General features: G+C 63.4%; 14 protein-coding genes. 6 read left to right on the top strand and 8 right to left on the bottom strand.

The features are described from left to right. The 6 genes from EN949_RS26240 to EN949_RS26215 all read left to right on the top strand — a co-directional run. The coding region (locus EN949_RS26240; RefSeq protein ID WP_164782549.1) for an FCD domain-containing protein at positions 1-395 on the top strand (395 nt) is incomplete at its 5' end. Further along, a complete protein-coding gene (locus tag EN949_RS26235) occupies positions 392-874 on the top strand; it encodes a DUF3830 family protein (protein WP_127366326.1) in 483 nt (160 codons plus the stop codon). The genes EN949_RS26240 and EN949_RS26235, both read left to right, overlap by 4 nt. Position 875: 1 nt before the next feature. Beyond that, a complete protein-coding gene (locus EN949_RS26230; RefSeq protein WP_127366327.1) occupies positions 876-1,229 on the top strand; it encodes a TIGR04076 family protein in 354 nt (117 codons plus the stop codon). Continuing rightward, positions 1,226-2,281, top strand: coding sequence for an aldo/keto reductase (locus EN949_RS26225; protein ID WP_127366328.1), 1,056 nt, complete (start codon positions 1,226-1,228; stop codon positions 2,279-2,281). Before EN949_RS26230 ends, EN949_RS26225 begins: the two co-directional genes overlap by 4 nt. Beyond that, positions 2,278-2,706: a DUF4440 domain-containing protein gene (locus EN949_RS26220; RefSeq protein ID WP_064995060.1), complete on the top strand. Its 429-nt coding sequence runs from the start codon at positions 2,278-2,280 to the stop codon at positions 2,704-2,706. The genes EN949_RS26225 and EN949_RS26220 overlap by 4 nt, the downstream gene beginning before the upstream one ends. A 48-nt stretch (positions 2,707-2,754) precedes the next feature. After that, a complete protein-coding gene (locus EN949_RS26215; RefSeq protein ID WP_013532975.1) occupies positions 2,755-4,014 on the top strand; it encodes an ABC transporter substrate-binding protein in 1,260 nt (419 codons plus the stop codon). Positions 4,015-4,105: 91 nt separating this feature from the next. Here the strand turns inward: EN949_RS26215 and EN949_RS26210 are convergent, their stop codons facing one another. From EN949_RS26210 to EN949_RS26175, 8 genes are all read right to left on the bottom strand, one after another. Next, positions 4,106-4,906, bottom strand: coding sequence for an ABC transporter permease (locus EN949_RS26210; RefSeq protein WP_127366329.1), 801 nt, complete (start codon positions 4,904-4,906; stop codon positions 4,106-4,108). Then, a complete protein-coding gene (locus tag EN949_RS26205; protein ID WP_013532973.1) occupies positions 4,903-5,775 on the bottom strand; it encodes an ABC transporter permease in 873 nt (290 codons plus the stop codon). The genes EN949_RS26210 and EN949_RS26205 overlap by 4 nt, the downstream gene beginning before the upstream one ends. Next, a complete protein-coding gene (locus EN949_RS26200; protein WP_127370776.1) occupies positions 5,772-6,875 on the bottom strand; it encodes an ABC transporter ATP-binding protein in 1,104 nt (367 codons plus the stop codon). Before EN949_RS26200 ends, EN949_RS26205 begins: the two co-directional genes overlap by 4 nt. Before the next feature lie 75 nt (positions 6,876-6,950). After that, on the bottom strand, positions 6,951-7,976 hold the full coding sequence (locus EN949_RS26195; RefSeq protein ID WP_127367184.1) for an ABC transporter substrate-binding protein: 1,026 nt from the start codon (positions 7,974-7,976) through the stop codon (positions 6,951-6,953). A 52-nt stretch (positions 7,977-8,028) separates the two neighbouring features. After that, positions 8,029-9,027 carry an AraD1 family protein gene (gene araD1, locus EN949_RS26190; protein WP_127367183.1) on the bottom strand — a complete coding sequence of 333 codons (999 nt, stop codon included), beginning with the start codon at positions 9,025-9,027 and terminating at the stop codon, positions 8,029-8,031. 32 nt (positions 9,028-9,059) lie between these two features. Beyond that, positions 9,060-9,836, bottom strand: a complete 777-nt coding sequence (locus tag EN949_RS26185; RefSeq protein ID WP_127367182.1) for an SDR family oxidoreductase — start codon at positions 9,834-9,836, stop codon at positions 9,060-9,062. A gap of 11 nt (positions 9,837-9,847) precedes the next feature. After that, positions 9,848-11,575: an IlvD/Edd family dehydratase gene (locus EN949_RS26180; protein WP_127370777.1), complete on the bottom strand. Its 1,728-nt coding sequence runs from the start codon at positions 11,573-11,575 to the stop codon at positions 9,848-9,850. After that, complete coding sequence (locus EN949_RS26175; RefSeq protein ID WP_063171586.1) at positions 11,572-12,363, bottom strand: FadR/GntR family transcriptional regulator; 792 nt, start codon at positions 12,361-12,363, stop codon at positions 11,572-11,574. The genes EN949_RS26180 and EN949_RS26175 overlap by 4 nt, the downstream gene beginning before the upstream one ends. Positions 12,364-12,386 lie beyond the last annotated feature (23 nt).

The raw sequence follows: 12,386 nt of genomic DNA, 5'->3' as shown, positions 1-12,386 counted from the left end.
CCGCCCGCATGGGTCCGCGCCAGATCGCCACCATCGAAACCATCCTCGCCGAATGGGACGAGATGCGGGCTTTGAAACACAAGAAGGACGTCGACCGCGAAGTGACGCTCAACCAGAGCTTTCATTTCGAGATCTACCGCTCCTGCGGTTCGGCCGTGCTGATCCCGATGATCGAGAGCCTGTGGCTGCAATCGGGTCCCTGCATTCGTGTCGCCATCTACGCCTTCTCGGAAGCCGGCGAGGTCGACACCGCCCAATATCACCGCCGCATCGTCACGGCGCTGTCCACGCAGGATGCGCAGGCGGCGCGCGAGTCGCTGGTCGCCGACATCAGCCGACCCTTCACCTTCCTGCGCAGCAAGCTGCAGGCCGCCGCCGCGAAAGACCAGACATGACCGCCATCAGGATCACCGAGCCGCGCTCGCAGCTTTCCGTAACGGCATTGCTGCTGCCCGAGAAGGCGCCGGAAAACGCTGTCTTCCTCTTGGCCTATCTCGGCACGCCACGCGTTGTTCCGGGCATCCATGCGATGTGGACGGGGCCTGAGATTTCCTGTCCGGTTCCATCAGCCGACCTCGAGGGCCAGGCCTATGCAAAACCGTTGCCGGCCGAGAACGCGACGCTGAACCCGCAGCCGGGCGACATCGTACTGTCCTACGTGCCGCCACGCATGTGGGGCGGCAATCCCAATGCGATCTTCGACATTGGCCTCTACTACGGGCAGGGCGCGCGGCTCTTGTTCCCGATAGGCTGGCTGGCCGGCAGTGTGGTGGCGCAGGTGCGCGTCGAAGAGCGTGACCGGTTCGCCTCCGCGTGCGGTGTCATCCGCCGCAACGGCGCCTGCGATATCACCTTCAGCCTGATGGAGGCCTGACATGGCCGACGACGGTTTCGAGCTGTTCGACCTTCGCGTCGAGGCGGTCATCCCCAAGGGCAAACCTATCTATTGCGGCGCCAAAGAAGGCGACTATTTCGAGCTCAAGGGCGAGATGCTGTCGATGCCGGCAGGGCAGGGTTTTTCGATCTATTCGATCGCCGCCGTGTTGCCGCTGCTGGCAGCCAAGCAGCGCCCAACCCACCCGAACGACTGGATGACCTCGGACGCCGAGATCGCTTGTCCCGATCCCAATTGCGGCAGCCGGCTGCGGATCGTCAGGGCGGCCAAGCGGCGGTTCAGCCACGCCGAGACGACGGCGGTGCCGCTGCCGAAAGAGGATGACCTTAGATGACCGCCAAGACCTTCGAACTCGGCCCCGGCTACACCATCTCGCGCGTCATTCGCGGCGGCTGGCAGCTGGCTGGCGGCCACGGCGCCATTGACCGCAGCCAGGCGGTGGCCGATCTGATCGCCACTTTCGATGCCGGCATCTGGACCTATGATTGCGCCGACATCTACACCGGCGTCGAGGAGCTGATCGGTGCCGCGCGCCTGCGGCTGGCCAGCGAGCGCGGCCTCGACGTCGCGGCCAGGATGAAGGTGCACACCAAGCTGGTGCCCGACCTCGAACGGCTGGCCAGTATCAGCCGCGACTACATCAGGGGCATCATCGACCAGTCATTGCGGCGGCTGAAGACCGAGCGGCTCGATCTCGTGCAGTTCCATTGGTGGGACTATGAACAGCCGCGCTATGTCGATGCCATGGGCTGGCTCAACGAGCTTCGGTTGGAGGGCAAGGTGCGAAATCTCGGCACCACCAATTTCGACACGCCAAGGCTCGCCGAGATACTCGCTGCCGGCATCCCACTGGTCAGCCAGCAACTGCAATATTCCGTGCTCGACCAGCGCCCGGGCAGCAGCCTGGCCGCGCTCGCAAAACAGAACGGCGTCAGCTTCCTCTGCTATGGCTCAGTCGCCGGCGGCTTCCTCAGCAACAAATGGCTCGGTGCGGCCGAGCCCGCCACGCCGCTCGAAAACCGCTCGCTGGTCAAGTACAAGCTGATCATCGACGATTTTGGCGGCTGGGAGCTGTTCCAGCACCTGCTGCAGGCGCTGAAGGCCGTTGGCGACCGCCACGGCGTTGACGTCGCCACCATCGCCAGCGCCTGGGTGCTGGAGCAGCCGCAAGTGGCGGCGGTCATCGTCGGCGCCCGCAACCAGGCCCACGCCATTGCCAATGCGAAAATCATGGACGTTGCGCTCGACGCCGAGGACCGGGAGCGGATTGCGGCCGTCATCGCGCAAGGCACCGGCCTCGAAGGTGACGTCTACACGCTGGAACGCGACCGCCGCGGCCGCCACGGTTCGATCATGCATTACAACCTCAATGCGGGGAAGAAATGAGCGGCGAACCCTCCCTGTTTTCACGCGCCAGCGCCGAAATCATCGACCTGCACCGCTTCTTCGTCGACTGGTTCGTCGCCGCGCGAGCCAACACGGTGGACTTCGGCCGCTTCGAACGCGCCATGGGCAAGGACCTCAGCATGGTGGCGCCGGACGGGCAGATCCTCGATCGCGAAGCGGTCGTCGACCATGTCCGCGCAAGCCGTGCTTCCTGCGACGATGGTTTCGCCATTTCGATCGAGGACATCCGGCCCGGCTGGCAGGACGCGGATACCATCGTCGTCCTCTATGTCGAAGCGCAGCTGCGCGCAGGCAAGCACAGCCGCCGTCAATCGAGCGCCGTCTTCACCACCAGTTCATCGGCGCCCAACGGCGTCGAATGGCGACATCTGCATGAAACCTGGCTGCAGGTGCCGGAACGCTGAACAGGCTACAGAATTCAAATACAGTCGAGTAACGAAAGGGGAACAACAATGACAAAGACGATACTCCAACTCACCACAGCGCTCGCTCTCGTCACGATGGCGGGTGCTGCGCAAGCCGCCGATTGCAAGATCACCGTCGGCCTCGTCATGGAGCTGACCGGCCCGGCTGGCGAATACGGCCAGGCCGGCGCCAAGTCGGTCGAGATGGCCTTCCGCGACATCAACGGAGCCGGCGGGGTGCGCGGCTGCGATCTCGTCACCGACACGCGCGACAGCCAGAGCCAGGGCAACATCGCGGTCGACGCCGCCACTCAGCTTGTGCAGGTCAAGAAAGTGCCTGTGATCATCGGCGGCATCATTTCTTCGGTGTCGATCCCAATCCTGACATCGGTCACGGCACCGGCCAAGATCGTCCAGGTCTCCCCGGCATCGTCCTCGCCGACGCTGACCGCGCTCGGCCGCGACGGCAAGACCAACGGCATCTTCTTCCGCACCATCACCTCGGATGCGCTGCAGGGTGTCGCCGCCGCCAAATATGCCATCGACAAGGGTTTCAAGAAGCTGTCGATCATCCACGTCAACAACGATTTCGGCGTCAACATGGTGGCCGAATTCTCGCGTGCCTACAAAGCGCTCGGCGGCACCATCGTCTCCGACACGCCTTACAATGAAAAGCAGTCGAGCTATGCCTCCGAAGTCACCGCGGCAATGGCCGGTGAACCGGACGGTCTCTACCTCGTCAGCACACCGGTCGACGGCGCCACGGTCGCCCGCACCTGGATCTCGCAGGGCGGCGTGCAGAAATTCCTGCTCAATGACGGCATGAACAGCCCGGACTTCATCGAATCCGTCGGCGCCGACTATCTGAAGGAAGCCTACGGCACGTCGTCCGGCACCAGCCCGACGGCCTCGACGGAGTATTTCACCAAGAACTATAAGGAATTCTCCGGCATCGAACCGACCAATCCGGCAGCCGACCGTTCCTATGACGCCGGCGCGATTGTTGGCCTCGCCATCGCCATTGCCGGCTCTGAGGACCCGGCCAAGATCAAGGACGCGATGTACAAGGCGGTCGATCCGGCCGGCACGCCGATCTTTGCTGGCAAGGAAGAGTTCGCCAAGGCGCTCGGCCTGATCAAGGACGGCAAGCCGATCCGCTACGAAGGCGTCATCGGCCCGGTCGCCTTCGATAAATATGGCGACATCACAGGCCCGTTCCGGCTGTGGAAGATCGTCGACGGCAAGGTAGCGACGGACGGTGAAATGACCACCGACGATGTCAACGCCTTGCAGGCCAAGCTTCAGTAAGCATCATTCCGTTTGGTCCGGCATCGATTATGTCAGCATCGATGCCGGGCCAAGAATATGGCTGCCTCATTGCGGCGCTCTTGCCCGGCACTCACGTCCGTTCCGTCGCAACTTGCCTGGGGATGAGAAAGCGGGCGGCGAGCACGCAGAGCAGCACGGTGAACATCAGGATCAGCGCCACCAGCGCATTGATGTCGGGTGAGAAGCCAAGCCGCATCATCGCCCACAGCCTGACCGGCAGCGTGCTTTGCGTGCCAGTGACCAGGATGGTGATCATGGTCTCGTCGAATGACAGGGCGAAGGCCAGGATGGCGCCGCCGACCATGGCGCTCGACAGGTTCGGCAGGATGATGCGCCAGAAGGTCTGCCAGCCCGTGGCACCGAGATCGTAGGACGCTTCAACCAGCGTGCGGCTCATCGACTGCAGCCGCGTCAGCACCGTGCGGTAGACGATCGCCAGCACGAAAACCGTATGGCCGATAACGACCGTCAGCAGCGAGCGTTCGAGGCCGATCTCGCGGAAGAAGATCAGCAGCGCCAGGCCGCTGATGATCGGCGGCATCAGGAACGGCAGGAAGATGATGAACTGCAGCAGCGAGCGTCCGGAACGGCGCCCATGATAATAGAGCGCCAGCAGCGTTCCGCTGACCACCGACAGGATGACGGTGCAGACGCCGACGATCAGCGTCGTGCGCAGAGCGGCCAATATGTCGTGGTTTTCAGCCAGCGCCACATAGGTCGCAAGCGTCGGCGACGACCAGTCGACGGAGCCATGCGAAATGGTGAAGAACGACGAAACGATCGGCACGAACAGCGGGCTGTAGAGCAGGACCGCAACCAGTGTCGTGATCGCGGCCAGAAAGATCGTGGACAGTCGGGGCAGGGCGCTCATGCCGAAGTCCCCGGGTTGCGGCCAAAGCGTTCGCCGATGAGGATTGCGGCGATCACCACGACGGCCAGCGCCACCGACAGCGCCGCGCCGAACGGCCAGTTATAGGCCGTGCCGAACTGGCTGTAGAGGATGCGGCCGAAGGTGAAGCCGCTGATCCCGCCGACCATCTGCGGCGTCAGGAAATCGCCGATCGCCAGCACGAAGACGAAGCTCGCCGCCGAAGCGACGCCGGGCAGGCTGAGCGGCAAGGTGATGCGCAGGAAGGTCTGCAAGCCGCTCGCGCCGAGATCGTCGGATGCGCGCAGCAGCACCTGCGGAATCCGCTCCAGCGACAGGAAGATCGGCAGGATGGCGAAGGGGATCAAGAGCAGGGTCAGCGTCAAAAGGATAGCGTTCATATTGAACACGAAAAGCGTCGACGGTTCCTGCAGGATACCGAGCGCCACCAGTGCCTTGTTGAGGAAGCCGTTGAGGCCGAGGATGCTGCGGATCGCATAGATCTTGATGACGTAGCTCATCAGCAGCGGCACCAGCAGCAGCATCAGCAAGGCATAGCGCCAGCGCCCTTTCAGCGTCGTCAGGAAATAGGCGGCGGGATAGGCGAGCAGGATGCAGACGATGGCCACCGACACGCACAGCACGATGGTGTTCCAGAACACCGGCAGAAAGACCGGATCGGTAAAGAACCTGACATAATTGCCCAGCGAAAAGCCGTAGACGATCGTGCCCTGGTCGACGCTGAAGAAGCTGTAGCCGAGGAAGATCGCCAGCGGCACCAGGACGAAGACCACCGGCAAGGCAAACGCCAGCACCGTCACCAGCAGCGACAGCCGTTTTTCCGCAGGCAGTGTCGATCCGGCTTCGCTCATGCCAGCACCAGATGGCCTTCATGCGGCGCAAAGGAAAGCGATACGGCCTCGCCGGATCTGAGCGCGCTGCCGTCGACCCGGCTTGGCACGCGCAGCCGCAAGCGTTGCGCGGCATTGCCGGGGCCGGCCGCGATGGTGGCGACGGTCGACGAGCCGGCAAAGGCCAGATCGGAGATCGTGCCGGAAAAACGGTTGTCGGTGTCCTTTGCATCTGCAAGGTGCAAGGCTTCTGGACGGAACGCGGCGTAAGCGCTGGCGCCTTCCGCTGCGGCTTTCAAATGCGGCTGGTCGCTGATCGAACAGATGAGGCGCCCGAGCGCCGTCTCGATCGATCGCAGCTCGCCCTGGACCGGTCCGAGTTTCCCGGCCACCAGATTGTTCTCGCCGAAGAAACGCGCGACGAATTCGCAATCCGGTCTGTAGTAAAGGTCGTGCGGCGTGCCGAGCTGGCGGATATGGCCGGCCTCCATGACGCAGATCCGATCGGCCATGCCGATGGCTTCTTCCTGGTCATGGGTGACGAACAGGAAGGTGGTCCTGATTTCGCGCTGGATGGACTTTAGGAACACCTGCATCTGCCGGCGCAGTTCGAGGTCGAGTGCGGCGAGCGGCTCATCGAGCAGGATCAGGCGCGGCTGGCAGATCAGCGCACGGGCGAGTGCGACGCGCTGGCGCTGGCCGCCGGAGAGCTGCGCCGGAAAGCGGTCGGCGAAACGCCCGAGCTGGACCAGTTCCAGCGCCTCCGCGACTCGGCGCGCGATTTCCTTGCGCTGGACATGGCGAACCGAAAGCCCGTAGCCGACATTGCCGGAAACGGTCAGGTGCGGGAACAGCGCATAGTCCTGAAACACGGTGTTGAACGGCCGCCGGTTGATCGGCATGCGGCTGATGTCTTGCCCATCCAGGCGTATCTCGCCCGACGTCAGCGGTTCCAGCCCGCCGATCAGCCGCAGTACCGTGGTCTTGCCGGAGCCGGAGGGTCCAAGAACGGTGAGGAACTCACCGTCCTTGATCGACAGGTCGATGTCGTGCAGCACGGGGACCGTGCCGTAGGATTTCGAGACGGACCGCAGCGTCAAGAGGTCGGTGTTCTGGTTCATGAAATACTCTCGCATACGCTTCGGCGGTCCGGAACTCCGGACCGCCGGGTCCTTCGAAGGCATGGTGCGGAAAGATCAGGGCGTTGCCTTGACCTCGTTCCACATGTCCGAACGCTTGAGCGGGTCCTCGACATTGTTGAGCCAGACCAGCTTGTCGTTGCCGCCGGCGCTGCCGGTTTCCGTCACCGTGTTGCCGAAGCCGGTGCGCTCGGAAAGCTCGCCGCCGACCTTCTTGCTCAGCATGAAATCAATCCATTTCTCGGCTGCCGCATTATCACGGACACCCTTGGAAATGACCCAGTTGTCGAGCCAGGCAAGCGCGCCCTCGCTCGGATTGACGTAGGCGACATGGGCGCCGATCTTCTGCAGCGCCTTGACCTGCTGCTGGCCGTAATTGGCCCAGATCAGGGCCACATCATTGTTCTGGTAGATCTGCTGCGCCTCGTCGGCGGTGGTGTAGAAGCTGAGCACGTTGCGCTTGAGTTCGACCAGCTTGGCCTTGACTGCAGCCATCTGCTCTTCGTTGAGGTTGAACGGATCCTTGTAGCCGAGCGTCAGTGCGGTGAACGAGAAATTGTGCTCGCCATTATCATACGCCAGCACCTTGCCCTTGTAGGCCGGGTCCCACAGAACCGACATCGAGGTCGGCGCCGGCTTGACCTTGTCGGTGTCGTAGATCAGGCCGATGGAGTCGAAGCAGAACGGAATGCCGTAGACCTTGCCGTCTTTGGTCACGCCGCTGACCGCCGTCAGGTCGCGGAAGCGCGGCAGCACGTCTTTCTGGTTGGCGAGCTTGGTGACGTCGATCGGCGACACCAGGTCAGCCTTGATGTAGCGCTGCAACTGGGCGGTGTTGACAGCAAAGACGTCGAAGTCCTGGCCCTCGCTGCCCTTGATCTTGGCCCAGATCTCGTCGTCGCTGCCGATGAAGACGACATCGACGCCGATGCCGGTCGCGGCGGTGAAGTCCTTGACCCAGTCGGCATCGGCGTAGCCGTCCCAGGCCAGTACCCGAAGGTTCGCGGCGAGCGCCGCCGATGTCATCAGGCCGATGCTGAGCCCGATTGTCGCTAGTCTTAGAAACGCTTTCTTCAGTCCCATTTTTAATCTCCCATTATCGTTCTGGTGGACCGTAATTTTCGGGCCTGCGCCGTCACAGCTGGGTAACAGCGACCAGTCCCTCGTCCGGCACCGACACCATCCGGTTGCGCAGTGGCTTGCCGAACGTCTGTGCCTGGATTTCATACTCGTCGCCGGAAGCCGTCTTGACGCCGGAGGCGTAGCTCATCACCGCCGCGCCGAAGAAATAGGCGTGCAGGTCGCCCGCCCTGCGGTGCATCGGGTAGCGGAAATGGAAGTGTTCGAGATTGGCGATCGAGTGCGACATGTGCGCTTCACCCGACAGGAACTCCTGCTCCCAGATAACAGTGCCGTTGCGTAGGATGCGCGAATGGCCGCGCACTTCTTCGGGCAGGTCACCGATCAGCAGTTCCGGACCGATCGAGCAGGAGCGCAGCTTGGAATGGGCGAGATAAAGGTAGTTCTCGCCCTCCGTCACGTGGTCGGAATATTCGTTTCCGAGCGCATAGCCGATGCGATAGGGATGGCCATCGGGTCCATTGACATAAAGCCCGACGATCTCGGCTTCCTCTGCACCGGCTTTCGCGAATGCCGGCATCGGCAGCGGCGCGCCGGGCGGGACAACGCAGGTGCCGACGCCCTTGAAGAACCACTCTGGCTGAATCCCGATCTTGCCGGCGCCAGGCTTGCCGCCCTCCAGCCCCATGCGGAAGATTTTCAAGGAATCGGATTCGTCGGCACCTTCGCCATGGGTCAGAACATGCATCTGGTTGCGCGCGGCGGCACTTCCGGTGTGGGTGAGGCCGGTGCCGGTGACCAGGAAGCGCGCCGGTTCGGGATGGTCGACCGGAGCGAGCACCTGGCCGTCGCGCAACAGCTGGTCGTAGTCGATCGTCGCGCTGCCGGTCCGCTTCTCGACCAGCGCTGCGATCGACGTGCCCTCGGCGATTGCCGCTTCGGCCAGCTCCAGCACGCTGCTGGTCTCCTCGAGAGGGTGCAGATGATTGCCGTCATCGCAGACACGGCCAACCCCTCTGCTGCCGTCGGCCATTCTGAACTGAACAAGACGCATGAACTAACCTTCTTCCTTTGAAGCCGTACGGGTCACACCCAGCCCGCATCGACGATGAACTGCTGGCTCGTGCACATGCGGCTGTCGTCGGCGGCCAGGAACAGCGCCATGCGCGCGATATCGGAGGGTTGCAGCCGGTCGGGCAGGCACTGCCTTTCCGCGATCTGGCGTTCGCCGGCCGGGTTCAACCACAGGCGCATCTGGCGCTCTGTCATCACCCAGCCCGGCACCATGCAGTTGACGCGGATGCGCTCGGGGCCGAGTTCGCGGGCCAGCGCCCGCGTCATGCCGTATACAGCCGCTTTCGCGGTGACATAGGCTGGGCAATCCGGATCGCCGACCATCCAGGTGATGGAGCCGAAGTTGATGATCGAGCCGCCGCCCAGCGCGCTCATCTGCGGACGCACCGCCTGCGCCGCGAAGAACTGGTGGCGCAGATTGACCGCCATGCGGTCGTCCCAATAGGCAACCGTCACATCCTTGGTCTGGTGGCGGTCGTCATTGCCGGCATTGTTGCACAGCACCTGGATGGGGCCATTGTGCTGCATTGCCTGCACGGCTGCCGCCTGCAACTCTTCGACGTTGCGCAGGTCGCAGGGAATGAACAGCGGCGCGGCATGTCCCTCGGCCGCAATCGCGCCGACCAGACGTTGGGATGGTTCTTCGGCCATGTCGACGAAGGCGACGCGGCTGCCCTGGGCGCAGAAATGGCGCACCAGGCTTTCGCCGATGCCGCTGCCGCCGCCGGTTATGAACACGCTGCGGCCCTTGAGGCTTGGATAGATCGCGTAGCCGATTTCATCCGTCATCGCGCGCCTCTCTAGTGCGAATGCCGAGGAATGCCGGCATCGCGCCGGCCGACGAGAAAGTCGAAATCGCAGCCCTTGTCGGCCTGCAGCACGCGCTCGACATAAAGGCTCTGGTAGCCGCCCTCCGGCGACGCCGGCGGCTTCCAGTCACGCCGGCGGATGGCGAGCTCCTCTTCCGACACCAAAAGTTCCAACCGGCGGCCGGCGACGTCGAGCTCGATGAGGTCGCCGTCGCGCACCAGCGCCAGCGCGCCGCCTGCGGCTGCTTCCGGCGCCACATGCAGAACCACGGTGCCGTAGGCGGTGCCGCTCATGCGCGCGTCCGAAATGCGCACCATGTCGGAGATGCCTTGCTTGAGCAGTTTGGCCGGCAGCGGCATGTTGCCGACCTCGGCCATTCCGGGATAACCGCGCGGCCCGCAGTTCTTCAGCACCATCACCGAGGAGGCGTCGATATCCAACTCCGGATCGTCGATGCGGGCGTAGTAATGCTCGATGTTTTCGAACACCACCGCCTTGCCGCGATGCTGCATCAGCTCGGGCGTTGCCGCGGACGGCTTGATGACCGCGCCGTCAGGCGCCAGATTGCCGCGCAGGATGGAGATGCCCCCTTCCTTGGTCAGCGGCTCGCTCATTGGGCGGATCACTTCGCTGTTGTAGTTGGGCGCGCCGTCGATCAATTCACCGATGGTCTTGGCGCTGACGGTCATGGCGTCGCGATGAAGAAGCCCCACTTCATCAAGCGACGCCATGACCGCAGCTAGCCCCCCGGCGTAGTAGAAATCTTCCATCAGGAACCGGCCCGACGGCATCAAATCGACAATAGTTGGAACGTCACGACCTAGGCGGTCCCAGTCTTCGAGGCTGAGATCGACACCGATCCGGTTGGCGATGGCGATCAGATGCAGCACCGCATTGGTCGAGCCACCGATCGCGCCGTTGACGCGAATGGCGTTCTCGAACGCTTGCCTGGTGAGGATCTCCGCGATCGTCACGTCCCTGCGCACCAGATCGACGATCTGGCGTCCGGCCATCTGGGCGAGCACGCCACGGCGCGAATCCACCGCCGGGATCGCGGCATTGTCCGGCATGCCGATGCCGAGCGCTTCGACCATGCTGGCCATGGTCGAGGCGGTGCCCATCGTCATGCAGCTGCCCGCCGATCGGCTCTGGCCCTGCTCGGCGGCGAGGAAGTCGGCAACCGGCATGCGGCCGGCTTTGACCTCCTCGGCGAATTTCCAGACATGCGTGCCCGAGCCGATGTCCTGGCCGCGGAACTTGCCGTTGAGCATCGGCCCGCCGGAAACGGCGATGGTGGGCAGATTGCACGACGCAGCCCCCATCAGCAGCGCCGGCGTGGTCTTGTCGCAACCGACCAGCAGGATGACGCCGTCGATCGGATTGCCGCGGATGGACTCCTCGACATCCATGCTGACCAGGTTGCGAAACAGCATGGCGGTGGGGCGCATGTTGCTTTCGCCCAGCGACATCACCGGAAATTCGAGCGGCAGGCCGCCGGCTTCATAGACGCCGCGCTTGACGTGATCGGCCAGCGCCCGCAGATGCGCGTTGCATGGGGTCAATTCCGACCAGGTGTTGCAGATGCCGATCACCGGGCGGCCGTCGAAAGCGTCGGCGGGAATGCCCTGGTTCTTCATCCAGCTGCGGTGCATGAAGGCGTTCTTGCCCTCACCGCCGAACCAGGCCTCGGACCGCAGTTTGCGTTTGGTGTCGCTCACGATGCCAGCTCCCGATTCTGGCGGCGCTTGTTGCGGTTCTCGACACTGCGGCGCACGTCCTCCTCGGCATTGTCGATGAGGACCAGCAGCGCCTTTTGTGCGCCGGTCGCGTCGCCGGCGGCGATCTTTTCGGCGACTTCCCGGTGCAGCGGCAATGAGGGGCGCTGCCCTTCCGGATTGTCGTTGGAAAGACGAAAGCTCGTCACCAATGCGGTTTCGACCAGTGCCGCCAGCGAGCCGATCAGCTCATTGCCGGTCATGCGCAGTATGGTCTGGTGGAACAAAAGGTCAGGCTTGGCGAAGCGGTCGCCGTCGTCGACCACCGCCTCCATTTCGACCAGAGCTGCATTGATCTCGGCGATCTGCGCTGGCGTGGCGCGCTGGGCCGCAAGCGCTGCCGACATCGGCTCGATGGCCCTGCGCAATTCGAACAGCGCCCGGACATCGTCGGCGCTGACACCGCTGGCATAGCGCCATGACAGGACGTCCGGGTCGAGGAAATTCCAGTCGGCACGAGGACGCACCCTTGTGCCGGTCTTCGGCCGCGATTCGACCAGCCCCTTGCCCGCCAACACCTTGATCGCCTCGCGCAGCACCGTGCGGCTGACCCCCAGCATCTCGCTTGAATCGTCGGCATTGGGCAGTGCCTCGCCGGGCAGGAAATCGCCTTGAACGATGCGCAATCCGATTTGCTCGACGACGGTCGCATGCAGAGCGGTGGAGCCGCTGGAAACCGCCACCGCGACTCTCGACGTACGCGCCATACTGAAAGATTTGTTATTCTTCATACTATTCATATGATATGTCTTAT

The sequence above is a fragment of the Mesorhizobium sp. M7A.F.Ca.US.007.01.2.1 genome (genome assembly GCF_003998165.1).
Classification (GTDB): domain Bacteria; phylum Pseudomonadota; class Alphaproteobacteria; order Rhizobiales; family Rhizobiaceae; genus Mesorhizobium; species Mesorhizobium ciceri.
This window is presented reverse-complemented; position numbering and strand designations above follow the sequence as displayed.

Bases quoted from the DNA above. Each gene is read 5' to 3' on its own strand.
- EN949_RS26235 (WP_127366326.1), top strand. From the start codon at position 392: ATGACCGCCATCAGGATCACCGAGCCGCGCTCGCAGCTTTCCGTAACG.
- EN949_RS26230 (WP_127366327.1), top strand. From the start codon at position 876: ATGGCCGACGACGGTTTCGAGCTGTTCGACCTTCGCGTCGAGGCGGTC.
- EN949_RS26225 (WP_127366328.1), top strand. From the start codon at position 1,226: ATGACCGCCAAGACCTTCGAACTCGGCCCCGGCTACACCATCTCGCGC.
- EN949_RS26220 (WP_064995060.1), top strand. From the start codon at position 2,278: ATGAGCGGCGAACCCTCCCTGTTTTCACGCGCCAGCGCCGAAATCATC.
- EN949_RS26215 (WP_013532975.1), top strand. From the start codon at position 2,755: ATGACAAAGACGATACTCCAACTCACCACAGCGCTCGCTCTCGTCACG.
- EN949_RS26210 (WP_127366329.1), bottom strand. From the start codon at position 4,906: ATGAGCGCCCTGCCCCGACTGTCCACGATCTTTCTGGCCGCGATCACG.
- EN949_RS26205 (WP_013532973.1), bottom strand. From the start codon at position 5,775: ATGAGCGAAGCCGGATCGACACTGCCTGCGGAAAAACGGCTGTCGCTG.
- EN949_RS26200 (WP_127370776.1), bottom strand. From the start codon at position 6,875: ATGAACCAGAACACCGACCTCTTGACGCTGCGGTCCGTCTCGAAATCC.
- EN949_RS26195 (WP_127367184.1), bottom strand. From the start codon at position 7,976: ATGGGACTGAAGAAAGCGTTTCTAAGACTAGCGACAATCGGGCTCAGC.
- araD1 (WP_127367183.1), bottom strand. From the start codon at position 9,027: ATGCGTCTTGTTCAGTTCAGAATGGCCGACGGCAGCAGAGGGGTTGGC.
- EN949_RS26185 (WP_127367182.1), bottom strand. From the start codon at position 9,836: ATGACGGATGAAATCGGCTACGCGATCTATCCAAGCCTCAAGGGCCGC.
- EN949_RS26175 (WP_063171586.1), bottom strand. From the start codon at position 12,363: ATGAAGAATAACAAATCTTTCAGTATGGCGCGTACGTCGAGAGTCGCG.